Below are 23,509 nucleotides of genomic sequence, written 5' to 3' on the forward strand. Positions count from 1 at the left end.
CTGTAGAGGACATGTCTTCTGACGATACAGACCACGACGAGCACGTGACCGACGACGACTTCGACGAACTCGACGACCGGTCGAGGCGAGACAGAGCCGTCGAAGGGTTCGACCAGGGCCTCGTCGACCTCCTCTCGTGGGTACTCGACACCGAGACCCGCGCGAAGATCTACGTCTTCCTGCAGAAGCGCCCCGGCAGCACGAGCGAGGAGATCGCCCAGGGCACGGGCCTGTACCCCTCCACCGTCCGGGAGGCCCTCGCGGAGCTCCACGACGAGGAGAAGGTCGAACGCGAGAAGCGCGAGAGCGCCGGCGCGGGCAACAACCCGTACGAGTACACGGCCATCGCGCCGAGCGAGCTCGTCGGCGGTGTCGTCGGACAGGTCCAGGAGGAGCTGAACACCGTCTTCAACCTCGACAAGGTGCTCGAAGGTGAGCGACGGACCGAGGACAGCACCGCCGAGCCGGTCACCATCACCGTCGAGGAGGTTTCCGACGCCGACGAGGACGACGCCGACGAGGACGACGAGGGTTCCGCGGCGGACGACGGCCAGCCCACCTCGGAGTAGCTCTCGGCGGGCGGTAACCCGCGGTTTCGACTCTTTTATTGCACGGGCCGGCTTTGGCCCGTGCATGAAGGTCGCGCTGGGCGGGACGTTCGACCCGGTGCACGACGGCCACCGTGCACTGTTCGAGCGAGCGTTCGAACTCGGTGACGTGACAGTCGGGCTCACGAGCGACGAGCTCGCCCCGAAGACGCGCAACGTCGACCGGTACGTCAGACCCTACGACGAACGAAAGGCGGCTCTGGAACGCGAGCTCGACCGCCTCGCCGGGGAGCACGACCGCAGCTACGAGGTCCGCGAGCTGACCGAACCGACGGGCATCGCCACCGAACCACAGTTCGACTACCTCGTCGTCTCCCCCGAGACGCGCGACGGCGGCGAGATGGTCAACGAGGTCCGACGCGAGCGCGGCCACGACCCCCTCACCGTCGAGGTCGTCGACCACGTCTACGCCGAGGACGGCGAGGTCATCTCCAGCACCCGCATCGTCCAGGGCGAGATCGACGAGCACGGGAACCTCACGCCAGGCCGCGACGGCCGGGACGCGACACGCTAGTTACCAGGTCGGCGGCTGGAGTCCGGCCGATTCGAGCACGTCCTTCCACCGTTGCTGGATGGACAGGCGCGATACATCCGCAGCCTCGGCCACCTCGGTCTGACTCCGGCCGTCGCTCGCCACCAGCGCGCCGGCGTAGAGGCTCGCAGCCATCGCCGGCCCCTTCGACCGGTCCGACTCCGGGACCGACGACAGGAACATGTCCACCGCGTACGAGCGTGCGTCGGCGCTCAGGTCGAGCCGGTCGGCGGCGGCCTCCATCTCGGCCAGCCACTCCTCGTTCTCGACCTGGTCCCGTGCGCTGTACATGCCCGGTCGTAGCGCGTTCTCGTACATAAATGGCCTGCCGTCGGAACCCGACAGGTTCATACAGCCCTCGGGTGAAATTCGGGCCGAGCGCGGGTAGCCAAGCCAGGAAACGGCGCAGCGCTTAGGACGCTGTCCCGAAGGGGTCCGCCGGTTCAAATCCGGTCCCGCGCACTGAGCGAGGGAGCGCAGCGACCGAGCGAGGGAGCAGGACCGGATTCTGAACCAGGGAGCGAACGAAGTGAGCGACCGTGGTTCAAATCCGGTCCCGCGCATGCCGTCTCGAACGCCAGTGAGAGACGTGTATGCGCCCCGAACGGATTTGAGGTGGACCAAGGTTCTGCGCCGGGAGCGCAGGTTCTCTGGCGTGGTTCGACTCCGGTCCGGCACGGACCGGAAAAACGGCGCGAGAGCTCTCACCGAGTCCGGATTATGTGAGAACAGATTTCCCATACATACCTTAATATTCAAAAACAAATCGGCATAAAATGCGCGATTGGCCAACAGGCATTAATACCCGAACGGCCATGTCCCGCGTATGAGAGGGCAACGGGGGGTTTCGTCGGTGGTGGCGACGGTACTCCTCATCGCAGTGGTGCTGGTGGTCGCGGTGGCGGCGGCGAACTTCGCGCTGAGCTTCGCGGACAGCACGCAGGAGCCAGCACCGCAGGTCCACGCGTCGATGGACCCGATCGAATCGAGCGACGGCTACCTGAACATCACCAAGAACGGCGGTGACGACGTGCGGGTGTCGGAGCTGGAGATTCAGATCCGGAACGCGAGCGGTGGCGGGACGGTTCGGCTTGTGGACCTGCCAGCGTCGGGTGGGCTCGTGGGTTCGAACTTCGAGGGCGACGGGAGCATGGTTGATAACGGGAGCGGTGTTATCGTGAACAGCCCCGCGAACGTCGAGTGGACCGCCGGCGACGAGATCGGCGTCAGGCTGTCGGACGCCAAGTCGGGCGACCGCATCGTCGTGCGAATCATCCACCCCGAGACGGACAGTATCGTCTGGGAGGATACCGTGACGGTGTCGTAGCTGACACATCGACCGAGTCGACCCCGCAAACCTTTTTCATACCGGCTTTGTTGTCTTTCCCAATGGCGAACATGGCAGCGTTGTTCGGCGAGATACTGTCGGACGTCGATACGGTGGTGCTCTTCTCACCGAGCGGGTCCTACTACGAGCGGTTCGCGGAGGAGGAGGACCTCGACGTACTCGTGGTCGGGACCGAGAACGCGGTCGGGGCCGACGCGTTCGTCGAGCTCCCGCTGGAGTTCGAGAACATCGCCCAGCGGGTGCACTTCGGGCTGGAGGGCGCGATGGAGGCGGGCTACATCGACGACGGCGACGTGTTGCTCTGTGCGACGAACGTGTTCGAGGGGAGCATCGACACGGTATCGCGGGTGCGCGCCGAAGCCTCGGACACCTCGGGCGTGTACGACCTGTTCTCCAGTTCGCGTGCCGACCCGGCCGTCATCAAGGACGTGCTAGAACTGGCCGTCGAGCTCGGCAAGAAGGGACAGAAGGGCAAGCCCGTCGGCGCGCTGTTCGTCGTCGGCGACGCCGGGAAGGTGATGAACAAGTCGCGGCCGCTGTCGTACAACCCGTTCGAGAAGTCCCACGTCCACGTCGGCGACCCCATCGTGAACGTGATGCTGAAGGAGTTCTCGCGGCTGGACGGCGCGTTCGTCATCTCCGACTCGGGCAAGATCGTCTCGGCGTACCGGTATCTGGAGCCGTCGGCCGAGGGCGTGGACATCCCGAAGGGCCTCGGCGCGCGCCACATGGCTGCCGGTGCCATCACCCGGGACACGAACGCGACGGCCATCGTGCTCTCCGAGAGCGACGGGCTGGTGCGGGCGTTCAAGAACGGCGAACTGTTGCTGGAGATCGACCCGGAGGACTACTGAGGATGACTCTGCTCGGTGGGCTGTGGTGGCTCTCACAGCAGACGAACGCGACGGCCGACGGGGCCACGCCAGGCGTCCCGACGTGGGAGGCGCTCATCAACGAACCGCTCGTTCGCGCCGCAGTCGTGCTGTTTCTCGGCATCGTCCTCGGTATCGTCGTCGGCAAGCTGAACCGTCGCCTGCTGAAGGCCGCGGGCGTCCCGGAGATGGTCGAGGGCACGCCGTTCGAGAGCAGCGCGCGGAGCCTCGGCAGTTCGACGGTCGACATCGTCGCCCGGCTGAGCGCGTGGTTCACCTACGGTATCGCGGCGCTGGCGGCGGTCCACGTGGCGAACATCGTTCGGACCGACCAGTTCTGGCTGGGCGTCGTCCGCTTCATCCCGGACGTGTTCGTCGCCGCGCTCGTGCTCATCGTCGGCTTCGTCGTCGCTGACAAGGCCGAACTCGTCGTCTCAGAGCGCCTCCGTGGCGTCAAACTGCCCGAGGTGAACCTGCTCCCACGGGTCGTGAAGTACAGCGTCATCTTCGTCGCGTTCCTCGTCGCGCTCGCCCAGCTCGGCGTGCACATGCTCGCGCTGCTCGTGCTGTTCGCGGGCTACCTGTTCGCGCTCATCTTCCTCGGCGGGCTGGCGTTCCGCGACCTGCTCCGGTCGAGTGCGGCCGGCGTCTACCTGCTGCTCGACCAGCCGTACGGCATCGGCGACCAGATCGAGATCGACGGCCACGAGGGCGTCGTCCAGGAGGTCGACCTGTTCGTCACGCAGATCGAGTCCGACGGCCGGGAGTACATCGTCCCGAACCACCGCGTGTTCAAGACCGGCGTCGTCCGGGTGCGGGAGTAGTCGTCGATTCTCGCGGGCTCTCCGGTCGCCAGTCAGTCGTCCGCCAGCTCCTCGCTCGACATCGGTCGGGCGGGCACGCCGGCGACGGTCTCGCCGGGCGGCACGTCCTCGGTGACCAGCGAGTTCGCGGCCACCTGCGCCCCCTCGCCGATCTCGACCCCGGGGAGCACGATGGCACCCGCGCCGATCATCGCCCGGTCGCCGAGCACCACGTCGCCGACCCGGTACTCCGCCTGCAGGAACTCGTGACAGAGCAGGGTCGCGTCGTAGCCCACGATGACGTGGTCGCCGAGCGTGATGTGCTCCGGCCAGAACACGTCCGGTGTCGCCTCCAGCCCCCAGGAGACGCCCTCACCGACCGTGATGCCGAGCCGACGCATGAGCCAGTTCTTCAGCCGCAGGCTCGGCGAGACGCGGATCAGCCAGATGAGGACGTAGTTGAACGCGACGCGCGGCGGCGACTTCGCGTCCGGCCAGTGCTGGAGGGAGTTGCGCGGACCGGTCGTCGGGTGCGACGTGACCCGTGCATGCCGACCGTCGGTGTCGTCGCTCACGACCAGCCGTAGTCGGGCAGGGGTATTGAAACCGGTTGGTCCCCGGTCGATCGCGTCGGAACCGGCTGGTTTCCAGACGGCATCGTGTGTCTAACAGGTTGTTACCAGTTCGATTCGGCTGCCTACCGGGACGATACCGTGTCGGTACCAAATAGCCGAACCCGCGAACGGGCCACCAGAACGCCGATGTCACGACCGCCGACGCAGACCGGGCAGACGACCCTCCAGAAGCAGGAGTCGGAGTACCAGGTCAGGGGGTACCGACCGGACGACCGCGAGTCGTTCCTGTCCCTGTACGAATCAGTCTGGGAACGAGGACAGACCGAAGCGTGGTTCGAGTGGCGCTTCGAGGCGAACCCGTACGACGACGGCGTGGAGATGGTCGTCGTCGAACGGGACGGAGAACTCGTCGGGGCCGAGCCGTGTCTGCCGTTCCGTCTCGGTGCGGGGGGAACGCGGGTGTCGGTGCTCCAGCCGGCGGACTGGATCGTCCATCCGGACCACCGTCGCCGGGGGCTGTTCACCCGGATGACGGAACGGACGCTGGACCGACACGAGCGGAGTCGCTACGACCTCTACTACAACTTCCCGACGGACGTACTGCTGCCCGGCCTGGACTCGTTCGGCTGGCGGGTCGTCGGGGAACGGCCGACGTACTACCGCATCGAGCGGCCGGCGCGGCTCGTCGACGCGAAAGCCGACGGGGGACTCCCCCGGCATGTGGCGAAGCTCGCGTCGCCGCTGTCGCGACTCCAGCTCCGAGTCAGGGACAAGCTGGCGTCCGTGCCGGACGACATCACGGTCGAGCGGTACGACGAGGTGCCGAGCCGACTGTTCACCACACTCTACCGGACGGGAGCACCCTCGAAACTCCACGTCGCCCGGGACGAGGCGTTCTACGACTGGCGATTCGAGAACCCCGCCTGGGAGTCGACGGCCTTCGTCGCCCGGCGTGACGGGCGGCCCGTCGGTGGTCTGGTCGCCTGTCGGGAGGTGCTGAAGGGAGTGACCTGTACCCGCATCGTCGACGTGCAGCCGATGGACCCGGACGGGGACCGGACGGGCGTGTACGCGGCGCTCGTCGAGGCGGTACTCTCAGACGACACCGCGACGGACGTGTACAAGGTCGAGGGCGACGTGCTCCCCACGCAGGTCCTCACCGGCTGTGGGTTCTGGAGCGACGCGAGGTTCCCGTTGTCGAAACTGGGCCGGCGGACGGTCCACGTGGTGAGACCGACGGGATCGCCCGGCGGTGACCGCTGGCGTCTCGGCGGTCGTGACCCGACCGACCCCGACCACTGGGTACTCTCGCTCGCCGGTCAGGATATCGCCTGAGTCAGCTGCCGGTCCAGAACGAGGCCCGCAGCATCACGAGGATGGGGATGATCTCGATGCGGCCCACCCACATGACGAGGGTGAGCACGAGCTTCGTCGAGCGGGGGAGCCACTCGTAACTCCCGTACGGTCCCGCCTTCCCGAACGCGGGACCGATGTTGAAGAACATCGAGGCGGCGACCGAGAGCGCCTCCAGTTCGGTCACGGCGTTGCCGGCCCGGGCGCTGTCGATGACGACGAACACCGACGCGAGTACGAAGCAGACCAGCGCGACGAGCGTGTAGGCGTACACGTCGCGGATGACGTCCTCGTCGACCACGTCGCCGCTGAGTCGGACCGGGCGCACGGCGTTGGGCGAGGCGGCGACGAACAGGTCCCTCCGGAACGCCTTGACCACGACCAGCCACCGGACGGTCTTGATGGAGCAGGTCGTACTGCCGGACATCCCGCCGATGAACATGCAGAGCAGGAGGATCTGCTTCGCCGGCGCGGACCAGAGTTCGAAGTCGGTCGAGGCGTAGCCCGTCGTCGTGACGATGGAGACGGTCTGGAAGACGCCGTGGCGGAGCGTCTCCTCCGCGGTGCCGTCGAACCGCGCGTCGACGGCGAGCAGGCCGACCATGACCGCGGAGATGGCGACGAGGAGTCCGAGGTAGAACCTGAACTCCTCGCTCCGCCGGATGCGGTTCAGGTCCCCGCCCACGACCGAGTAGATGAGGACGAAACTGGTCGCACCGACGGCCATGAACGGGACGACGGCCCACTGGACCGCCGGGGAGAACGCGCCGACGCTCTCGGCCCGCGGGGAGAACCCGCTCGTCGAGACGGAGGTGAGCGCGTGGGCGACGGCGTCGAAGGCGGTCATCTCCGGCGCGAGCCCGGCGACGTGGAGCGCGTAGTAGGTGGCCGCCGCGAGCGCGGTGAGGCCGATGTAGAGCGTCCAGATGAGCCGGGCGGTGTGCTCGATGTGCGGCGTGAGCTTCGTGACGTTCCGCGTCTGCGTCTCGGTCTCCATCAGCTGTGCGCCACCGACACCGAGTCGCGAGAGCAGCGCCGTCGCGACGATGAGGATGCCGAGCCCGCCGAGCCACTGGATGACCTGCCGCCACAGGAGCACGGGCCGGGAGTGGGCGTCGAAGTCGGTGATGACGGTCGCACCGGTCGTCGTGATGCCGCTCATGCTCTCGAACAGCGCGTCGACCGGGTCGGCGAACTGGCCAGTGCCCGCGAGGTAGAGCGGAATCGCCCCGATGACGGCGACGAGCAGCCAGGCGAGTGCGACGAGCAGGAACGCCTCGCGGCTCCGGACCTGACGCTCGACCGAGAGTCGCTCCATGCCGACCCCGAGCGCACCCGCGACGACGATGGCGACGAGGAACGGAACGACGTCGGTGCCGTCGTAGAGGGCCAGCACGAGCGGGGCAGCGAGCGGGAGCGTCAGTATCTTGCAGATGGAGCCGACGACGCTACAGCTCGCACGCCAGTCGACGCGAACGCGCATTCGTTCCCCGACTCGCGCGGGGGGTGCCTCAATCTATCGCCGATGACGTGCCCGGAGACACAGTCCGCGATCCTGGCTGGAAGACCGCCGCCTCACTCGGTGAGCCGCTCGACGTGGTCGATGCGGCTCTGGACGAGCTCCTCGGTGCCGATGTCGTGGCGGACGTGGAACCCCTCCTCGCCGGCGACGGCGATGGCGTCCTCGGCGATGGCCTCGGCCTCGCTGATGGTGTCGGCGACGCCGACGACGGCGAACGAGCGCGAGGTCGTCGTGTAGAGCCCGTCGTCGCGCTCGTCGACTGATGCGTAGAACAGGAACGCGTCGCCGTCGTGGTCGGCCGCGGCGGCGGCCGCGCTCTCCTTGTCGACCTCGATGCGGGTGCCGGCCTGCGGGTCGGTCGGGTAGCCCTCGGGGACGGCGTACTTGCAGACCGTGGCGCGCGACTGGAACTCGAGTTCGGGGATGCGCGAGCCGCCGTCGCGAGCACCCACGAGCACCTCGTAGAAGTCCGTGTTCAGGATGGGGAGGACGTTCATCGCCTCGGGGTCGCCGAAGCGGGCGTTGAACTCCACGACCTTCACCCCGTCCTCGGTGAGCATGAACTGGCCGTACAGCACGCCCCGGTAGTCGTCGAGGGCGTCGACGGTCGCCTCCAGCACCTGCAGCGCCTCGAAGCTGTGCAGCTCCGTCATGAACGGGAGCTGGAACGTCGCGTCCGTGTAGCTGCCCATGCCGCCCGTGTTCGGGCCCTCGTCGCCCTCGTATGCGCGCTTGTGGTCCTGCACGGCGGGCGTGATGAGGACGTCGTCGCCCGCGACGAGCGCCTGCACGGTGAACTCCTCGCCGACGAGGCGCTCCTCGAGGACGACCTTCTCGTAGTCCGACTCGCGGAGGTACTCCTTCGCCTCCGCCTTGGTGATCTGGTCGCCGGTGACGCGGACGCCCTTGCCGCCGGTCAGGCCGGCGGGCTTGACCGCGAGGTCGCCGTCGTACTCGTCGATGTACTCGCAGGCCAGCTCCATGTCGGTGAAGATGGCGTAGTCCGGACAGCCGGGGATGTCGTTGGCCTCCATGAACTCCCGCTGGAACGACTTGTCCGTCTCGATGCGGGCGTCGGCCTGGCGCGGGCCGAACGCGTAGATACCGGCGTCCTCCAGCGCGTCGACGACGCCCTCGGCGAGGGGCTTCTCCGGCCCGATGACCGAAAGCGTCGCGTCGACGGACTTCGCGTAGTCGACGACGGCGTCGGTATCGCTCGTGTCGAGCGTCTCGAAGCCCTCGGTGAGTGCGGCGATACCCGGGTTCCGGTTGCCGGCACAGGCGTAGAACTCGAACTCGTCGCGGTCCTCGGAGCGGTCGAGCGCGTGTGCGATGGCGTGTTCGCGGCCGCCGCCACCGACCAGGAGCACGGTCTCTGTCATACCCGAAGTCGGTACGCAAGAGAGTGTAATGGTTTCGGTTCGACCGGTTGCAAGTATACACGTGGGTGGATACAAACGGCTCTCCAATCGCTCCATGAGGGTGGCAGCTACTGTGCGGACAGCCCTGTCCCGAGGGCGATGCCGACGCCCATCCCAATCGCGATCCCGAGTGGGATGTCGTCCATCGCGACCCCGAGCGAGACGCCGATTCCCGCGCCCAGTGCGATGCCGACGCCCATCATCTGTCCGTCCAGCTCCCCGTCCTCGACATCGTCCGACATACCCCTCCGTACACCGACGGCCGCGAAATACGCTCCGCTCCAGGAGTCGGACGCTTTTACCCGTCACCGGCCCAAGGGACGGACATGAGCGACCCCACAGCCCGGAACCGACTCGACGAGGAGGCGTCGCCGTACCTGCGCCAGCACGCGGACAACCCCGTCGACTGGCAGCCGTGGGACGACGCCGCCCTCGAAGCAGCGAGAGAGCGCGACGTGCCCATCTTCCTCTCGGTCGGCTACTCGGCGTGTCACTGGTGCCACGTCATGGCGGAGGAGAGCTTCGAGGACGAGGACGTCGCGGCGGTTCTGAACCGGGACTTCGTCCCCGTCAAGGTCGACCGGGAGGAGCGTCCGGACCTCGACTCCATCTACCAGACCGTCTCGCAGCTGGTGTCCGGGCGCGGGGGCTGGCCGCTCTCCGTCTGGCTCACTCCCGACGGGAAGCCGTTCTACGTCGGGACGTACTTCCCGCGCGAACCGCGCCGAAACATGCCCGGCTTCCTCGACCTGCTGGAGAACATCGCGAACTCGTGGTCGAACCCCGAGGACAGGCGGGAGATGGAGAACCGCGCCGAGCAGTGGACCCACGCCGCGAAGGACCAGCTGGAGGACGTGCCCTCCGCCGGAGCGGACGCCCCAGACGAGACGCTGCTGACCGATGCCGCCGACGCCGTCCTCAGAGCCGCCGACCGCGAGTACGGCGGCTTCGGCACCGGGCAGAAGTTCCCGCAGGAGGCTCGCCTGCACCTGTTGCTGCGGGCGTACGACGAGACCGGCCGGGACGCCTACCGCGACGTGGCCACCCAGACGCTCGACGCGATGGCGAACGGCGGGCTGTACGACCACCTCGGCGGCGGCTTCCACCGCTACTGTACCGACCGCGACTGGACCGTGCCACACTTCGAGAAGATGCTGTACGACAACGCCGAACTCCCGCGGGTCTTCCTCGCGGGCTACCAGCTCACCGGCGACGAGCGCTACCGGACCGTCACCGAGGAGACGCTCGAATTCGTCGAGCGCGAGCTGACCCACGACGACGGCGGCTTCTTCTCGACGCTCGACGCCCGCTCGCCCGACGACGACGGCGAAAGCGTGGAGGGCGCGTTCTACGTCTGGACGCCCGAGGAGGTCCGGAACGTGCTGGACGAGGGCGACGCCGACCTGTTCTGCGCTCGCTACGGCGTCACCGAGTCGGGCAACTTCGAGCACGGGCAGACCGTGCTGACCATCGAACGCGAGGTTTCGGACCTCGTCGACGAGTTCGACGTCGACGCGTCGACCGTCGAAAAACGGCTGGACGACGCCCGCGAGCGGCTGTTCGAGGCACGCGCCGACCGTCCGCGTCCCCGGCGCGACGAGAAGGTGCTCGCCGGCTGGAACGGGCTGATGGCCTCCGCGTTCGCCGAGGCAGCCATCGTGCTGGACCCCGCATTCGCCGACGCCGCCGCGGACGCGCTCGAATTCGTCCGGCAGCAGCTCTGGGATGCGGATTCGGAGACGCTCTCCCGGCGGTTCAAGGACGGAGACGTGAAGGGCGACGCGTTCCTCGAAGATTACGCCTTCCTCGCCCGCGGGGCGTTCGACACGTATCAGGCGACGGGCGAACCCGACCACCTCGGTTTCGCGCTCGACCTCGCCCGGGCCGTCGTCCGGGACTTCTGGGACGCCGACGAGGGAACGGTGTTCTTCACCCCACGCGACGGCGAGGAGCTGGTCGCCCGCCCGCAGGAGCTTCGCGACCAGTCCACGCCGTCGAGCCTCGGCGTCGCGCTGGACGTGCTGCTCTCGCTCGACGGCTTCGCACCCGACGAGAAGTTCGCCGACGTGGTGGAGACCACGCTCGCGACCCACGGCACGCGCGTCGAGACCAGCCCGCTGGAGTACCCCTCGCTCGCGCTCGTCGCGGACCGCTGGAGCGCCGGCGACGCAGAGCTGACCGTCTCGGCCGACGACCTGCCGGTGCCCGAGGCGTGGCGCGAGACGCTCTCGGGCACCTACCTGCCGCGACGGCTGCTCGCGCCGCGCCCGCCGACAGCCGACGAGCTGGCGGACTGGCTCGATTCGCTCGGGCTGGAGGAAGCCCCGCCAGTCTGGGCCGACCGGGCGGCCCGCGACGGCGAGCCGACGGTGTACGCGTGCCGTGGTTTCGCCTGCTCACAGCCGACGCACGACATGCAGGACGCGCTCGACTGGTTCGAGGATTAGTTCGACAACTCGTCTTCGAGTTCCTCCGCCAGCCAGACCGCGATTGGGCGGTCCTCCTCCTCGACGAAGCGGGCCAGCTCCGCCCCCGTCTCGCGGTCCTCGACCACGACCGTCGGGATGTACTCGATGCTGTACTCCTCCACGCCGGGGCCGACCTTCTCGCCGTCCCCGCGCTCGACCGGGTAGTGCTCGACGTGTGCGACCTCGGCCGCATCGAGTGCCGCGCCGAAGTCCGGCAGCAGGCTCCGGCAGTCCTTGCACCAGTCGCCACCCCAGACCTTGACGACGATGCGGTCCGCGAGCGCCTCCCAGACCGCGAGGGTGTCCTCGTAGGCGTCGGGTGCCCACGCGGGGTTCGGTCGCATCGTCTCCAGTTCTGCCTCGCTCATACCCCGGCCTACCTCGCCGACGGGCAAAACGCTCCCGCTCCTCGCATGGGTTGCCGATGGTCCGGAGTCCCCGGCCACATCTGCCGGCGTCGGCCGTCCCTTAGTCGTCGGGGCCGTACCGCTCCCCATGAAACGGAGCATACTGGACGCCATCGGCTCGCCGCTGGTCCAGGTGGCCTCGCCCCCGGGCGCGACGGTCGCGGCCAAGGTCGAGTCGTTCAACCCCGGCGGCTCCGCCAAGGACCGACCCGCCCGCGAGATGGTCCTCGACGCCGAGCGACGGGGCGAGATCGCGCCCGGCGACAGTCTCGTCGAGCCGACGAGCGGGAACACCGGTATCGGCATCGCGATGGTCGGCGCGGCGCGCGGCTACGACGTCACCATCGTCATGCCGGAGGGGATGTCCGAGGAGCGGAAGGGCATCCTCAGAGCCTACGGAGCCGACATCGAACTCGTGGACGGCGGGATGGTCGACGCGAAAGAACGCGCGGACCAGATCGAGGCGGAGACCGGCGCGTTCCAGCTCCGGCAGTTCGAGAACCCCGCCAACCCCCGGGCGCACTACCGGACGACCGCCGAGGAGATCATCGAGCAGGTCGACGGCCGCGAGATAGACGCCTTCGTCGCCGGCATCGGCACCGGCGGCACCATCTCGGGCAATGCCCGCCGGCTGAAGGAGGAGTTCCCCGACGTGCGCGTCGTCGGCGTCGAACCCGAGGACAACGCGGTACTGACGACGGGCGAGGCCGGCGAGGACGAGTTCCAGGGCATGGGCCCCGGTTTCGTCAGCGAGAACCTCGACCGCGACCTGCTCGACGAGGTCCGGACCGTGAACTTCGAGGCGGCGGAGGCCGAGTGCCGCCGCCTCGCCCGCGAGGAGGGCATCTTCGTCGGGCAGTCCTCAGGCGCGTCGTCGCTGAAAGCCCGCGAGGTCGCAGCAGAGATAGCCGAACCGGAGGCCGACTGCCCGGCGTCGGGTCGGGACGCCGTCGTTCCCGGCGGCGTCGAGACCGACGGCGGCGACTACACGGACTGCCCACTCGTCGTCACCGTGTTCTGGGACTCCGGCGAGCGGTACATGTCGGCGGGGACGTTCGACTGAGGGTCAGTCGAGTATCATATCGTAGACGACGAGGCGGTCGATGTCGTAGTACGTGCCCGCCGCGTGGATGGCAGTTGATGGCGCATGTTCGTAGTTTTCCTCCCTGTACGGTTCGAGTCGCTGCATGGCATAGTTTGTCCACAGGCGGCGAAAAATACCGTACGGACCCGCTCGGGCTACTCGCCGTCTCTCGCTTCGGACGGCACCTGCGCGCGCAGGAACCCCAATAACGTCTCGTCGAACTTCTCGGGGTGTTCCCGTGTCGGCCAGTGGCCGCAGTTCTCGAACACGACGAGTTCGGAGCCGGGAATCCGCTCGTGGGCCCGCCGCGCCCACGACACGGGGAACAGCGGGTCGGTCTCCCCGTGGACGAGCAGCGTCGGCACCGAGAGCTCTCCGAGTCGGTCGGCGAAGTTCGTTCGGGCGCGGCCATCCGGGGTTATCTCGTTGCGCTGGAAGGCGGTGAACGCCCGGCCCGCGCCGCGCTGGCTTGCGCGCTCGTTGATCGACTCGACGAACGCCTCGTCGAGCGTCGAGGGGTCGTAGACGACGTTCGCGAGCCCGGTGACGGTCGCGGTCCTGGAGCTCCCGAGCATCGACCAGCCCGTGGCGTTCGCGCCGGGGACGTTGGCCAGCACGTACAGCATCGAGCCACCGGGGATGGTGCCGCCGAGGCCGTAGCTGTCGACCAGGCCGAGCGCGCGGACGCGGTCGGGATGGTCGAGCGTGTAGCCGAGCGCGACCGCCCCGCCCATGGAGATGCCGACGAGCGCGAACTCGTCGAGGCCCACCGACTCGACGAAGCCCTCGAACACCTCTCGGTAGGTGTCGATGGAGGGGTCGTCGACGGGGTCGCTGTCGCCGTACTCCGGCCAGTCGGGTGCGTACACCTGGTACTCCTCGGCCAGCGTCTCGACGGTGTGCCGCCAGGAGAGGTCGGCGTCGTCGACCCCGGCACCGTGCAGGAGGACGACGGTGGGGCCCTCGGTACCGGCTCGCCGGTAGTGGATGCGGAGCCCGTCGACGCGGGCGATGCCGTGGCCCGTCATCCGGCGAACTCCTCCTCGCTGACGCGGACGACCATCGTCTCCTCGACCTCGGGGCGGAGGTCGTAGGTGGGGAGCTCGCCGTCGACGCGCTGGGCGAACAGCGGCTCGACGGGCTCCGGCGGACCGTCGTCGGGTTCGAGGAGGCCGAACAGCTTACAGTACTGGTCGGTTTCGCCCGGAGCGACGGCGTCGTTGCGGACCTGCGTGGCGAGCCCGCGCGAGAGCCACTCCTCGTCGTCGACGCTCGGTTCGCGGACGAGCACCTCGTCGACGAAGCGGACGATGTACCAGTCGAGGTCGTTCAGCAGCGAGACGGCGGCCCCCAGGCTCACGGTGCGGAGCGCGATGGCGTTCTCGTAGGGCTCCCAGAGGTCGTAGGTCGACAGGGCCTCGCGGGAGGTCTCCCGCGAGAGCAGCTCGTACCGGAGGACCACGTCGGACGAGCCGATGAGACAGACGTCGGTCACTGTGCGTGGGTTGGAACCCGGGGGGTATGTGGATTTCGCTCGCTCGCGCCTCAGAACGGGAGTCGCTCGGCCCGCTCGACGGCCGCCACGGCCCGCTCGCGCAGGTCGTCGGGCTCCATCCTGCGGACCGTCTCCACGGAGCCGTGCGTCTCGGGCTGGTCGGGGACGACCCGGTTGCAGCCCGCCGGGACGGTCGAGTCGACGAACGTGCCGATGTCGCGTGACTGCGAGACGATGTCCTGCTTGTCCCGGGAGAACAGCGGCCGGTGGACCGGCAGGTCGATGGCCTGCGAGGTGACGGCCATGTTCTGCGCTGTCTGGCTCGACTTCTGCCCCAGCGCCTCGCCCGTGACGACGCCGACCGCGCCCGTCTCCTCGGCGACGGCCTCGCCGACCATGAGCAGGAACCGACGGAAGGCGAGCATCCGCCCGGTCCCCATCGTCTCGACGAGGTCGTTCACCACGTCGCCAGCGGGGACCCGCCAGAGCTCGAACTCGGCGTCGGGCACGCGCTCGGCGAGCGTCCGGACGGTCTCGACGGCCCGGGCTTCGTGGTCGGCCCCACCGTACTCGCCGAGGTCTGCGTAGACGGGGACGACGGGGCTCCCCCGTCGCATCGCCTCGAAGGCCGCCACGGGCGAGTCGATACCGCCGCTGACGAGCGCGACGAGTGGTTTCTGGGTCCCGTACGGCAGCCCGCCGGGACCGTCGTAGCGCTCGTGGAAGACGAACGCCTCGTCCTCCCTGAGGTCGACCTCGAAGACGATGTCCGGGTCGTCGAGATCGACCTCCGGCTCGAACTCGTCCTCGACGGCGTCCCAGACGGCCTGCCCGCCGGAGCGTTCGAGGTCCTCGCTGGTGTACGGGAGCGACTTGTCGGCGCGGTTGACGCTGACCGCGAATGCCCCGCCCTCGTACACCGCGGCCCCCGCCGCGGCGAGCGCGTCCTCGATTGCGTCGCGCTCCGACGGGACCGTCACAGCCGGACTCGTCGAGACGACGCCGAACGCGCGGGCGACGGTCTCGGCGGCGGTCTCGGCATCGCCGCAGACGTCCCTGACGATGGGGCGGGACCAGCGGCGGTCCACCTCCGCGTCGACACCCGCGGCCGCGAGCAGCGACTCGGCGTGGTCCAGCAGCCGGTGTTCCATCCGTCGCTTGACCCGGGTGCTCTTGACGTTCAGGTCGCCGTGGCGTACGAGGACGGCGTCCGCACCATGCATGCGCGGCGATAGCCCGTCGACGTATATACCGCCGTCGGAGCGCGGCCGTGGTCGCCGGGGCGGAACCCCGATTCAGAAAGTCGTCAGTTCGCCGTCGATGACGCGACGGGTGATATCGGTCACGTCGGCCAGCTCGCGGTCGACGATTGCGGACACGTCGTCCTCGATGTCGGCGACATCGATGCCGTCGGCGGTGACGACGTGTGCGTCGGCGACGTGGGGCTCGTCGATGGGCCGACCGATCTGGGAGAGCAGGCGGATGCGGAGATCGCGGATGCCGTCGACCTCGCTCACGACGGACTCGGCGATCTCCGTCGAGAGGAGATTGTATATCTTCCCGATGTGGTTGACGGGGTTCTTGCCGGAGGTCGCCTCCATCGACATCGACCGGTTCGGCGTGATGAGCCCGTTCGCGCGGTTGCCACGCCCGACGGAGCCGTCGTCACCCTGCTCGGCGGAGGTGCCGGTCGTGGTGAGGTAGATCGCACCCTCGTCGTAGTCGTCGGCCGTGTTGACGTGCACGTCCACGGTCCGGTCCGTGATCTCGGTGGCGACGTCGGTGACGAACTCGCGGACGCCATCGACCTCGTCGATGTAGTCCTCCATCCCCTCGACGTAGCTGTCGACGATGGCGGCAGCGACCGTGATCTCGATGTCGTCGCCCTCCCGCTTGCCCATTATCTTGATGTCCTGTCCCACGGCCGGGTTGTCGGTGGCGTAGGGGCCGTTGAGGCGCTTCTCGGCCTCGAGGACGATGCGCTCCGTCTCGGTCAGCGGCGCGTGGCCGACGCCGAAGGACGTGTCGTTGGCCATCGGGACCGTCGCCCCCTCCTCGGAGAAGACCTCCTGCAGGTCGCCCGAGCCCTCGCCGAGCTTCACGTCGACGACGACGTCGGTGCCGAACTCCAGTTCGGGGAAGTACTCGGCGAGGTAGTCGCGGGCGGCACGGAGCGCGACGGTGTCAGTCGGGATGTGGTACTCGGTCCCGTCGGCGTCGACGTAGTGCTTCGTGGCACGCCCGACGATGAGGAGATAGATCGGCTCGATGACCTCACCGCCGCCGAAGGCCGGAGCCGCAGACCCGGCGACCAGCTGGGTCTCGTCGGTGTTGTAGTGGAGGACCTTGCCGACGCGGTCGAGGTAGGTCTGGGCGAGCGCCTGCGAGACGCTCTCGGCGATGCCGTCGCAGATGGAGTCGGGGTGTCCGAGCCCCTTTCGCTCCACGATCTCGACCTCCTGGTCCTCGACCGCGAACCGGTCGATGGGTTCTACGCGAATATTGCGCTCTGTCATTGCTCCGAGTTGAACAGGGCAGGTTCTATAACTTGCGAAACGATTCATGGCCGATAATATGCCCGTGAGTAATCTCTCGGCCTACGACTCGAGCAGGAGACCCAGGTACGACGTCCGGATGCCGTCGGCGGGGTCGAGGCCGAGGGCGTCGAGCACCTCGACCGCGCCGTCGCGGGCGGCCTCGATGTCGCCGGAGGCGGCCTCGGTCTCGACCTCGACGAACTCCCCGAGCCCGTCGACGTCGTCCAGCGTGACGGTGTAGCCTGACAGTGCGAACCGGCGGCGGCGCTTGCGGACCGTCGCCGCGGGCTCGAAGCCCAGCCCGTCGAGGATGCCCTCCATCGCGTCGCGGTCCGCGACCGCCGTCTCGAACTCCTCGCGGGTCTTCGAACTGTCGTCGACGAGGGGGCCTTTGTAGGTGACCTTCGTCGTCCCGTCGTCGGTGGACCAGTCGAAGCCAGCGTCGGTACCGGCCCCCGTATCGTCCAGCGAGACCTCCCCACGGATGCGCAGCGCCTCGTCCGTCTCCGCGAAGTCGCGGTGCGGTGCGTCGTAGTACACGTCTGTCTGGCCGACACCGCCCACCGGCTCGGCGTCGAGTTCGGCCAGCCGTCGCCGGACCACGGCGTGTTCGGCGCGGACCTTCAGTTCGACCTCGTACATGTCCCGCACCTCGCTCACCAGGAACTAAAGCCCTCCCGACTCCACACCAGCGACTCGCGGGTCCAAAACGTGGTTCTTAAATGCCGCGTGGGAGACGTTCATGATATGACCGATGACCAAGAGGCCGAGACGGCCGACAACGAGGAAGAGACACCGGACGTCGAGGACGAGGCAGCCGAGTCCGAGAAGGAGGAGACCGAGGACGAAGTGACCGGACTGCAGGACGGCGACTTCGTCAAGCTCGACTACACCGCCCGAACCGTCGAGAGCGAGCGCCTCGTCGACACGACCGACCCCGAGGTCGCCGAGGAGGAGGGCATCGAGGAGGAGGACCGCGAGTTCGAACCGCGCGTCATCGTCCTCGGCGAGGGCCACATGTTCGAGCAGGTCGAGGAGGAGCTCCGCGGCAAGGAGGTCGGCGACTCCGGTACCGTCGTCATCCCCGCCGCCGACGCCTTCGGCGAGTACGACGACGAGCAGGTCCGCACCGTCAGCGTCGAGAAGCTCCCCGAGGACTCGCGCCGCCCCGGCTCGCAGGTCCAGGTCGACGGCGAACAGGGCTTCGTCAACGCCGTCATCGGCGGCCGCGCCCGCGTCGACTTCAACCACCCGCTCGCGGGTGACGACATCGAGTACGACTACGAGATCGCCGGCGTCGTCGACGACCGCGTCGAGAAGGCACAGGGCCTGATGGAGATGATGTTCGACGTCGACCTCGACATGTGGTTCGAGACGGACGAGGTCGAGGAGGAGGTCCAGGTCGAGTCCGACGACGACGACGAGGACGCCGAGCCCGAGTTCGAGACCCAGACCGTCGAGAAGGAGACGCTGTACATCGAGTCCGACCCGCAGCTGCAGATGAACCAGCAGTGGATGTTCGGCAAGCAGCAGGTCGCACAGCAGCTCATGCAGCACCTCGACATCGACCGCGTCATCGTCCAGGAGACCATCTCCGGCGGCATGGGCGGTATGATGGGTGGCATGGGTGGCATGATGGGCGGCATGGGTGGCGGCGCAGACGGCGCGGACGCGGCCGACATCGAGGAGGCCCTCGAGGAGGCCGACATCGACGCCGACGACATCGAAGCCGACCTCGAAGAGTAAGTCGAACCCCGGACGCCGAGTCCAGGACGGTACCACTATTGCGGTGCCGTTTCTCCGCCGAATCATGGACGAACAGCGACGCGTCGCGGAGTTCGTCGCGACGCACGACATGGAGGCGGAGCCGGCGTATCGACTGCTCGACCTGCAATGCGAACTCGGCGAACTGGCGAAGGAGGTGTGCGAGTCGACGGACTACGGCGGCAGGCCGGCGGACGTGACCGTCTCGGACGACGAGCTCGGCGACGCGCTGTTCGCGCTGCTGGCGCTCGCCGGGTCGCTGGACATCGACGCGGGTGCGGCGCTCGAAACGTCGCTCGCGAAGTACGAGGGTAGAATCGAGGAGACGGGAGACGCGGCCTCCGGCCGGTAGCCTACCGGCGGTACCAGTCCTTGAGGGTATCGAACACGAGCTTCGCGTCGCCGAGACGGAGCATCTTCGCGAGTTCGAGCTTGTTCCCCTGGTTCGCCTCGGTGAGGTCGTCGGCCGACATCCGCGAGAGGTCGTCCATCAGGGCGTCGTAGCGCTCGTTCGAGGCGCGGTACAGCAGCTCGGTCATGAACAGCCGGGTCTTGACCTTCGGTGCGACGCGCTCGTGCCAGAGCTGGTCGTAGATGGCCATCTCGGAGGCGCTGGTGTCGCGCTCGCTGTGGGTCAGCACGCGGTCGGCGACCGCCGCTGCGGCCCGGCCGGAGCGCATGCACTTGTCGATGCCCTCGCCCCAGAGTGGATCGACCGTCGGGACGGTGTCGCCGATGGCCATGAAGCTGTCCGTGCTCATCTTGCCGGGGAGCTGGATGTGCGCGGAGCCCCGGTGCTGCTCGCCCTCGATGCGCGTCGCGTTCTGGAGGCGCGGGTCCTTGTCCTCCCAGTACGAGAGGTAGTCGTCGATGCTGAAGCCCTCCTTCGCGTTCTCCTGATGGGCGGCGTTCTGGATGTAGCACACGCCGACCTTCGCGGTGTCGTCGCCGGTGTGGAAGATCCACGAGTAGCCGCCGGGCGCGAGGTCGTGGTCGAGGCGGAGCATCATCGCGTCGGTCAGGTCGGCGTAGCCGCCAGCGTTCACCTCGACGCCCTCCATCTCGAACTCGACGCCGATGGCCTGCCGTTCGCGCTTGAGGTTCACGACGTCGAGCGCCTTCGCGAGCGGCGCGCTCGGTCCCGTCGCGTCGATGATGACATCGCCGTACACCTCCTCGTCGCCGTTGTAGCGGACGCCGACCGGCTCGCCACCCTCGACGATGGGCTTCGAGACACGGGCGTCGAAGATGTACTCCGCGCCGTCCTCGCGGGAGTCCTCGACCAGCCAGTTCTTGTAGTCGGCGAACTCGAGGACGGCACCGGGCTGGTGGCGCGTGTAGTAGTGGTTCGGCGACTCCAGCACCACCTCGTCGGTGAAGTTCATCACGACCTCGTCCGGGATGTTGAAGTCGGACATCGTCGACGGGAACGTTCCCGCGGTCGACTTGTTGCTCCGGCTCGGGAACTCGTCTTCGCCCTCCGTCTCGAGTACGACCACGTCGTACCCCCGTGCGGCGAGGTCCCGGGCGGCCTGCCCACCAGCAGGCCCGGCACCGGCGATGACCGCGTCGTATGTTTCAGTCATGGTAGAGTAGACAGCGTCGGAGTGTTCGCTGAACGCCGTTACCCCTACATTCGAATCCGGAGTGTAATTCTTTCTGATTCGTGTCCGTCGGGGTGAACTGACCAACGAACCGAGAAGACCGACCTACGCGATGTCGCGGCTGGTGTCGATGGCGACCTCGTCCGCGAGCTCCAGCTTGACCGTCTCGACGAGGGCGGTGCCGCCGCGGAACTTCGGCACGGAGAGTCGGTTCTCCAGCTCCGCACCGCGGACATGGGTCTCCAGGGCGAACACCACGTCCGCCATGTGCTTCGTCGTGTCCCGGTTCGTGGGGATGTGGTGGCCGTCGAGGCAGTGCATGAACGCGATGGAGCCGGTGTTGACCATGTGGGTCTGGAGCTCGGTCATGAAGCTCCGGTAGCGGTTCCGGTCGCCGCGCTCCAGCACGTCCGCGGTGTCGATGACGAGGTTCGCACCCTCGGGGAGCGCGCGGATGAGTCGATTGGCCTGGTCGAGCGGCTCGGAGCCGGAGATGTCACGGACCGTCGGCGAGCCCACCGGTGCGTTGGTGTTCTCGATGGCGTCGCGGACGGCCTGGTCGGAGCGCTCGGTCGTCAGATACAGCGTTCCCCGGGCGGCGGTCAGTTCGTAGAGCAGTAGCTCGGACTGGCTCGCCGGAGATGCGGTGAACGCGACGATGGAGCCCGGGGGGAGCCCACCGTTCAGCTTCCGGTCCAGAACGTCGATTCCAGTCTCTAACCGACCGGCCATGTACGTCAGTCGTTAGCCGGCCGTGCCTAAATAACTGTTTGCCTCCGGAGGCGTTCCGCGACCCGGTCGTATGCAGTCCAGACCGCCGGATCCGAGAGGGGTTCGGTCGCCGGCGGGACAGTTCCGAGGACCGGTATCTCGAGGAACCGTTCGACGCCGTCGGGCTGTTCGAGGGTGCCCACGAGGACGACGCCGACGATGGCCACGCCGAGCTCCCGGGCGATGGCACCGGTCTTGGCGGCGTCACGGAGCGCCTGTGGCGTTCCGTCGGCGACCAGCAGCGCGTGGTCCGCCACCCGGAGCGGGGCGACCGCATCCGGTCCCGCCCCGGCGGGTGTGTCGACGACAGTCGGTCGGTCCCGGAGCCGGCCCAGCGCCGACGTGACGGCGGCCCTGTCTTCGGCCCGCGGTGCGGCGACGACCCGGACCCCGGGAATCGTCGCGACGGGCTGTTCGGGTACCCGCTCGCCGTCGAGCACCGCAGAGAGCGGAGGGTCGCGCTCGCAGCCCGCGAGCGCGTGGAGGTCGGGCATCTCGCAGTCCGTGTCCACCGCCCGGATCGGCCGGCCATCGCGGGCGAGCGCCCCCGCCAGCCCGAGCGTCGTCGTCGTCTTCCCCACGCCTCCCTTGCCACCGGCGACTGCGAGCATGCCCACTCTGGGACCGGCATCGTACTTGAACCCGGGCCCGGCGACCGAAACCAGTTTGCCGCCGCCGGCCGTGGCTCCGGGCGTGCACGTCCACGTCAACGCCGCGACGAGCGCGGACGGCAAGCTCGCCTCGCGCGAGCGCAGCCAGCTCCGCATCAGCGGCCCCGAGGACTTCGACCGCGTCGACGCCATCAGGGCCGAGAGCGACGCCGTCGCGGTCGGCGTCGGCACCGTCCTCGCCGACGACCCGTCGCTGACGGTCAAGGACGAAGACCGGGTCGCCGACCGTGAGGGCGACGGCAGGCCGTCGCATCCGGCCCGGGTCGTCTTCGACTCTCGGGGGCGAACCCCGACCGACGCCGCGCTCCTCGACGACGCCGCGACGACCTACGTGCTCGTCGCCGAGGCAGCACCCGAGGGGCGACGCGAGGCGTTCGCGTCGGCCGGGGCAGAGGTGGTCGTCGCCGGCTCCGACCGCGTCGACCCCTCCGCCGGGCTCGACGCCCTCGCCGACCGGGGTATCGACCGGCTGCTGGTCGAGGGCGGCGGCGAGCTCATCTTCTCGCTGTTCGAGGCCGGGCTGGTCGACGAGCTCACCGTCTACGTGGGTGCGACGGTCGTCGGTGGCCGCGACGCGCCCACGCTCGCCGACGGGGAGGGGTTCGTCGAGGGCTTCCCCGAGCTGTCGCTCGATGGCGTCGAACGGCTCGACGACGGTGTCCTGCTGCGGTGGGCGGTCGATGGGCGACCGGCCGACGAGTAGCGTCAGACCCCCTCGAACACGGCCTCGACGAACTCGTTCACCCGTCCGGGGTCGATGCCGCGCACGGCGTGTTTCTCGGGTGGAATCTCCGCCGGGAGCGCCAGCGAGCCGTCGGTGAACAGGTCGGGGACCAGCTCGGCACCCCGGCCCGCCCGCTTGCGCTCGACCAGCAGCCGCGCACGGTCGAGCACGTCGTCGACGAGCCAGCCGGTCGCCTCGCACTCGTCGAGGAACGCCGGGAAGTCGAGTGTCGGGAACTCGTGGGTGTCGCGGACGAACCTCGCGTACAGCGCGGCCCTGGCGAGGTAGGTCGTCCGGTCGACCGTCGGGTCCCACTCGCCGAGGTCGTAGCGGTCGTCGTCCTTCGGGATGCGCGTCCGCGTGTCCGACGGCGGCGCGGCCAGGCCCTCACCGTCGTCGGGGGCACAGACCCACTCGTCGTCGGTCTCGCCCACGACGACGTACGCCGGCTCGCCGGCCCTGAGGAGCCGCCGCTGGCAGTACTTCCGGAACTGGCGGTCGGCGAACGAGCGGTAGTGGTGGTAGAGCCGGATGGGCTCGAACTCGTCGCCAACGTCGACCTCCAGTGCGGCGAGCGGCTCGCAGGTCCGGTACCGAAGTGGCGAGTGGAGGAACTCGAGCGTGGCAGGGTTCGAGTCGACCAGCAGTTCGGCGAACCGTCGGACGTTCCAGGCCGTCAGCTCCACGTCGTCGCTCTCGCGGTGGACGGTGGGGACGTACCCGTCCAGTGTGGCGTAGCGTACGAGCGGCTGGCGGAACAGCACGGTCACGTCGAAGTCGCTGTCGGGGTGGTCGAGGCCCCAGGCACGGCTCCCCACGTCCCGGGCGGCGACGACCGAACAGTCGTGTTCGGCCTCGAGCGCCGCGATGGCGTCGGCGAGTGCGGGTGGCGGGTCGGCGACACGGTGGTCGGTGGACGCTGGCGTCATGACTGGTGGTGGTCGTGCCGA

27 protein-coding genes and 1 tRNA gene are annotated in these 23,509 nt (G+C 68.4%); 12 read left to right on the top strand and 16 right to left on the bottom strand.

Features of this window, described 5'->3' with window-relative positions; all coding sequences use genetic code 11:
• Nucleotides 1-11 precede the first annotated feature (11 nt).
• Together NOW55_RS04850 and NOW55_RS04855 are read left to right on the top strand one after the other, a co-directional pair.
• A complete protein-coding gene (locus NOW55_RS04850) occupies nt 12-569 on the top strand; it encodes a winged helix-turn-helix domain-containing protein (protein WP_256398950.1) in 558 nt (185 codons plus the stop codon).
• Nucleotides 570-633: 64 nt separating this feature from the next.
• Nucleotides 634-1,122, top strand: coding sequence for a phosphopantetheine adenylyltransferase (locus tag NOW55_RS04855; protein ID WP_256398951.1), 489 nt, complete (start codon nt 634-636; stop codon nt 1,120-1,122).
• Here the strand turns inward: NOW55_RS04855 and NOW55_RS04860 are convergent, their stop codons facing one another.
• Nucleotides 1,123-1,431 (bottom strand): transcription initiation factor IIB family protein, encoded by a 309-nt coding sequence (locus NOW55_RS04860; protein WP_256398952.1) that lies wholly within the window; start codon nt 1,429-1,431, stop codon nt 1,123-1,125.
• 87 nt (nt 1,432-1,518) lie between these two features.
• Between NOW55_RS04860 and NOW55_RS04865 the strand changes: the two genes are divergently transcribed.
• From NOW55_RS04865 to NOW55_RS04880, 4 genes are all read left to right on the top strand, one after another.
• Nucleotides 1,519-1,602: transfer RNA gene (locus tag NOW55_RS04865), tRNA-Leu, on the top strand.
• A gap of 364 nt (nt 1,603-1,966) precedes the next feature.
• The gene (locus NOW55_RS04870; RefSeq protein ID WP_256398953.1) at nt 1,967-2,467 is read left to right on the top strand and encodes a type IV pilin domain-containing protein; all 501 of its coding nucleotides are present in this window, start codon (nt 1,967-1,969) and stop codon (nt 2,465-2,467) included.
• A 62-nt stretch (nt 2,468-2,529) separates the two neighbouring features.
• Nucleotides 2,530-3,342 (top strand): diadenylate cyclase DacZ, encoded by an 813-nt coding sequence (gene dacZ, locus NOW55_RS04875; protein ID WP_256398954.1) that lies wholly within the window; start codon nt 2,530-2,532, stop codon nt 3,340-3,342.
• 2 nt (nt 3,343-3,344) lie between these two features.
• On the top strand, nt 3,345-4,184 hold the full coding sequence (locus NOW55_RS04880; protein WP_256398955.1) for a mechanosensitive ion channel domain-containing protein: 840 nt from the start codon (nt 3,345-3,347) through the stop codon (nt 4,182-4,184).
• A 32-nt stretch (nt 4,185-4,216) separates the two neighbouring features.
• Here the strand turns inward: NOW55_RS04880 and NOW55_RS04885 are convergent, their stop codons facing one another.
• Nucleotides 4,217-4,738 (bottom strand): acyltransferase, encoded by a 522-nt coding sequence (locus tag NOW55_RS04885; protein WP_256398956.1) that lies wholly within the window; start codon nt 4,736-4,738, stop codon nt 4,217-4,219.
• Between the two features lie 186 nt (nt 4,739-4,924).
• On the opposite strand from NOW55_RS04885, the gene NOW55_RS04890 reads away from it, so the two are divergent.
• On the top strand, nt 4,925-6,073 hold the full coding sequence (locus NOW55_RS04890; RefSeq protein ID WP_256398957.1) for a GNAT family N-acetyltransferase: 1,149 nt from the start codon (nt 4,925-4,927) through the stop codon (nt 6,071-6,073).
• 1 nt (nt 6,074) lies between these two features.
• Here the strand turns inward: NOW55_RS04890 and NOW55_RS04895 are convergent, their stop codons facing one another.
• From NOW55_RS04895 to NOW55_RS04905, 3 genes are all read right to left on the bottom strand, one after another.
• Nucleotides 6,075-7,574 carry a TrkH family potassium uptake protein gene (locus tag NOW55_RS04895; protein ID WP_256398958.1) on the bottom strand — a complete coding sequence of 500 codons (1,500 nt, stop codon included), beginning with the start codon at nt 7,572-7,574 and terminating at the stop codon, nt 6,075-6,077.
• 92 nt (nt 7,575-7,666) lie between these two features.
• Nucleotides 7,667-8,995, bottom strand: coding sequence for a phosphoribosylamine--glycine ligase (gene purD / locus NOW55_RS04900; RefSeq protein WP_256398960.1), 1,329 nt, complete (start codon nt 8,993-8,995; stop codon nt 7,667-7,669).
• 107 nt (nt 8,996-9,102) lie between these two features.
• Nucleotides 9,103-9,276 carry a glycine zipper domain-containing protein gene (locus NOW55_RS04905; protein WP_256398961.1) on the bottom strand — a complete coding sequence of 58 codons (174 nt, stop codon included), beginning with the start codon at nt 9,274-9,276 and terminating at the stop codon, nt 9,103-9,105.
• Nucleotides 9,277-9,360: 84 nt separating this feature from the next.
• Here NOW55_RS04905 and NOW55_RS04910 point away from each other — a divergent pair, with 84 nt between their 5' ends.
• Entirely contained in the window at nt 9,361-11,481 is a 2,121-nt protein-coding gene (locus tag NOW55_RS04910; protein WP_256398962.1) for a thioredoxin domain-containing protein, read from the top strand.
• Here NOW55_RS04910 and NOW55_RS04915 read toward each other — a convergent pair.
• Entirely contained in the window at nt 11,478-11,870 is a 393-nt protein-coding gene (locus tag NOW55_RS04915; RefSeq protein WP_256398963.1) for a TlpA family protein disulfide reductase, read from the bottom strand. The genes NOW55_RS04910 and NOW55_RS04915 overlap by 4 nt on opposite strands.
• A gap of 127 nt (nt 11,871-11,997) precedes the next feature.
• On the opposite strand from NOW55_RS04915, the gene NOW55_RS04920 reads away from it, so the two are divergent.
• Nucleotides 11,998-12,972, top strand: a complete 975-nt coding sequence (locus NOW55_RS04920) for a PLP-dependent cysteine synthase family protein (RefSeq protein ID WP_256398964.1) — start codon at nt 11,998-12,000, stop codon at nt 12,970-12,972.
• Between the two features lie 3 nt (nt 12,973-12,975).
• On the opposite strand, the gene NOW55_RS04925 is transcribed toward NOW55_RS04920, so the two are convergent.
• The 6 genes from NOW55_RS04925 to cyaB form a co-directional block, all read right to left on the bottom strand.
• Entirely contained in the window at nt 12,976-13,098 is a 123-nt protein-coding gene (locus NOW55_RS04925) for a hypothetical protein (RefSeq protein WP_256398965.1), read from the bottom strand.
• Nucleotides 13,099-13,148: 50 nt separating this feature from the next.
• On the bottom strand, nt 13,149-14,021 hold the full coding sequence (locus NOW55_RS04930; RefSeq protein WP_256398966.1) for an alpha/beta fold hydrolase: 873 nt from the start codon (nt 14,019-14,021) through the stop codon (nt 13,149-13,151).
• Nucleotides 14,018-14,488 (bottom strand): DUF5804 family protein, encoded by a 471-nt coding sequence (locus NOW55_RS04935; protein WP_256398967.1) that lies wholly within the window; start codon nt 14,486-14,488, stop codon nt 14,018-14,020. Before NOW55_RS04935 ends, NOW55_RS04930 begins: the two co-directional genes overlap by 4 nt.
• A 50-nt stretch (nt 14,489-14,538) precedes the next feature.
• Nucleotides 14,539-15,711, bottom strand: coding sequence for a tRNA sulfurtransferase (locus tag NOW55_RS04940; protein WP_256398968.1), 1,173 nt, complete (start codon nt 15,709-15,711; stop codon nt 14,539-14,541).
• Nucleotides 15,712-15,783: 72 nt separating this feature from the next.
• Nucleotides 15,784-17,004 carry a methionine adenosyltransferase gene (locus NOW55_RS04945; RefSeq protein WP_256398969.1) on the bottom strand — a complete coding sequence of 407 codons (1,221 nt, stop codon included), beginning with the start codon at nt 17,002-17,004 and terminating at the stop codon, nt 15,784-15,786.
• Nucleotides 17,005-17,085: 81 nt separating this feature from the next.
• Nucleotides 17,086-17,667, bottom strand: a complete 582-nt coding sequence (cyaB, locus tag NOW55_RS04950; RefSeq protein WP_256398970.1) for a class IV adenylate cyclase — start codon at nt 17,665-17,667, stop codon at nt 17,086-17,088.
• Between the two features lie 105 nt (nt 17,668-17,772).
• Here cyaB and NOW55_RS04955 point away from each other — a divergent pair, with 105 nt between their 5' ends.
• Nucleotides 17,773-18,771, top strand: a complete 999-nt coding sequence (locus tag NOW55_RS04955) for an FKBP-type peptidyl-prolyl cis-trans isomerase (RefSeq protein WP_256398971.1) — start codon at nt 17,773-17,775, stop codon at nt 18,769-18,771.
• A 64-nt stretch (nt 18,772-18,835) separates the two neighbouring features.
• The gene (locus NOW55_RS04960; RefSeq protein WP_256398972.1) at nt 18,836-19,141 is read left to right on the top strand and encodes a MazG nucleotide pyrophosphohydrolase domain-containing protein; all 306 of its coding nucleotides are present in this window, start codon (nt 18,836-18,838) and stop codon (nt 19,139-19,141) included.
• A gap of 1 nt (nt 19,142) precedes the next feature.
• Here the strand turns inward: NOW55_RS04960 and NOW55_RS04965 are convergent, their stop codons facing one another.
• From NOW55_RS04965 to NOW55_RS04975, 3 genes are all read right to left on the bottom strand, one after another.
• The gene (locus tag NOW55_RS04965; RefSeq protein ID WP_256398973.1) at nt 19,143-20,375 is read right to left on the bottom strand and encodes a digeranylgeranylglycerophospholipid reductase; all 1,233 of its coding nucleotides are present in this window, start codon (nt 20,373-20,375) and stop codon (nt 19,143-19,145) included.
• Between the two features lie 123 nt (nt 20,376-20,498).
• A complete protein-coding gene (locus NOW55_RS04970; protein ID WP_256398974.1) occupies nt 20,499-21,125 on the bottom strand; it encodes an RAD55 family ATPase in 627 nt (208 codons plus the stop codon).
• Between the two features lie 26 nt (nt 21,126-21,151).
• Nucleotides 21,152-21,775, bottom strand: coding sequence for a MinD/ParA family ATP-binding protein (locus NOW55_RS04975; protein ID WP_256398975.1), 624 nt, complete (start codon nt 21,773-21,775; stop codon nt 21,152-21,154).
• Between the two features lie 82 nt (nt 21,776-21,857).
• Here NOW55_RS04975 and NOW55_RS04980 point away from each other — a divergent pair, with 82 nt between their 5' ends.
• A complete protein-coding gene (locus tag NOW55_RS04980) occupies nt 21,858-22,538 on the top strand; it encodes a 2,5-diamino-6-(ribosylamino)-4(3H)-pyrimidinone 5'-phosphate reductase (RefSeq protein WP_256398976.1) in 681 nt (226 codons plus the stop codon).
• 2 nt (nt 22,539-22,540) lie between these two features.
• On the opposite strand, the gene NOW55_RS04985 is transcribed toward NOW55_RS04980, so the two are convergent.
• A complete protein-coding gene (locus NOW55_RS04985) occupies nt 22,541-23,488 on the bottom strand; it encodes a DNA polymerase beta superfamily protein (RefSeq protein WP_256398977.1) in 948 nt (315 codons plus the stop codon).
• Nucleotides 23,489-23,509: the final 21 nt, after the last annotated feature.

This window comes from Haloarchaeobius litoreus (assembly GCF_024495425.1).
Lineage (GTDB): Archaea > Halobacteriota > Halobacteria > Halobacteriales > Natrialbaceae > Haloarchaeobius > Haloarchaeobius litoreus.

Coding starts and splice junctions, on each gene's coding strand:
- NOW55_RS04850 (WP_256398950.1), top strand. CDS start 12: ATGTCTTCTGACGATACAGACCACGACGAGCACGTGACCGACGACGAC.
- NOW55_RS04855 (WP_256398951.1), top strand. CDS start 634: ATGAAGGTCGCGCTGGGCGGGACGTTCGACCCGGTGCACGACGGCCAC.
- NOW55_RS04860 (WP_256398952.1), bottom strand. CDS start 1,431: ATGTACAGCGCACGGGACCAGGTCGAGAACGAGGAGTGGCTGGCCGAG.
- NOW55_RS04870 (WP_256398953.1), top strand. CDS start 1,967: ATGAGAGGGCAACGGGGGGTTTCGTCGGTGGTGGCGACGGTACTCCTC.
- dacZ (WP_256398954.1), top strand. CDS start 2,530: ATGGCGAACATGGCAGCGTTGTTCGGCGAGATACTGTCGGACGTCGAT.
- NOW55_RS04880 (WP_256398955.1), top strand. CDS start 3,345: ATGACTCTGCTCGGTGGGCTGTGGTGGCTCTCACAGCAGACGAACGCG.
- NOW55_RS04890 (WP_256398957.1), top strand. CDS start 4,925: ATGTCACGACCGCCGACGCAGACCGGGCAGACGACCCTCCAGAAGCAG.
- NOW55_RS04895 (WP_256398958.1), bottom strand. CDS start 7,574: ATGCGCGTTCGCGTCGACTGGCGTGCGAGCTGTAGCGTCGTCGGCTCC.
- purD (WP_256398960.1), bottom strand. CDS start 8,995: ATGACAGAGACCGTGCTCCTGGTCGGTGGCGGCGGCCGCGAACACGCC.
- NOW55_RS04905 (WP_256398961.1), bottom strand. CDS start 9,276: ATGTCGGACGATGTCGAGGACGGGGAGCTGGACGGACAGATGATGGGC.
- NOW55_RS04910 (WP_256398962.1), top strand. CDS start 9,361: ATGAGCGACCCCACAGCCCGGAACCGACTCGACGAGGAGGCGTCGCCG.
- NOW55_RS04915 (WP_256398963.1), bottom strand. CDS start 11,870: ATGAGCGAGGCAGAACTGGAGACGATGCGACCGAACCCCGCGTGGGCA.
- NOW55_RS04920 (WP_256398964.1), top strand. CDS start 11,998: ATGAAACGGAGCATACTGGACGCCATCGGCTCGCCGCTGGTCCAGGTG.
- NOW55_RS04925 (WP_256398965.1), bottom strand. CDS start 13,098: ATGCAGCGACTCGAACCGTACAGGGAGGAAAACTACGAACATGCGCCA.
- NOW55_RS04930 (WP_256398966.1), bottom strand. CDS start 14,021: ATGACGGGCCACGGCATCGCCCGCGTCGACGGGCTCCGCATCCACTAC.
- NOW55_RS04940 (WP_256398968.1), bottom strand. CDS start 15,711: ATGCATGGTGCGGACGCCGTCCTCGTACGCCACGGCGACCTGAACGTC.
- NOW55_RS04945 (WP_256398969.1), bottom strand. CDS start 17,004: ATGACAGAGCGCAATATTCGCGTAGAACCCATCGACCGGTTCGCGGTC.
- cyaB (WP_256398970.1), bottom strand. CDS start 17,667: ATGTACGAGGTCGAACTGAAGGTCCGCGCCGAACACGCCGTGGTCCGG.
- NOW55_RS04955 (WP_256398971.1), top strand. CDS start 17,773: ATGACCGATGACCAAGAGGCCGAGACGGCCGACAACGAGGAAGAGACA.
- NOW55_RS04960 (WP_256398972.1), top strand. CDS start 18,836: ATGGACGAACAGCGACGCGTCGCGGAGTTCGTCGCGACGCACGACATG.
- NOW55_RS04965 (WP_256398973.1), bottom strand. CDS start 20,375: ATGACTGAAACATACGACGCGGTCATCGCCGGTGCCGGGCCTGCTGGT.
- NOW55_RS04970 (WP_256398974.1), bottom strand. CDS start 21,125: ATGGCCGGTCGGTTAGAGACTGGAATCGACGTTCTGGACCGGAAGCTG.
- NOW55_RS04975 (WP_256398975.1), bottom strand. CDS start 21,775: ATGCTCGCAGTCGCCGGTGGCAAGGGAGGCGTGGGGAAGACGACGACG.
- NOW55_RS04985 (WP_256398977.1), bottom strand. CDS start 23,488: ATGACGCCAGCGTCCACCGACCACCGTGTCGCCGACCCGCCACCCGCA.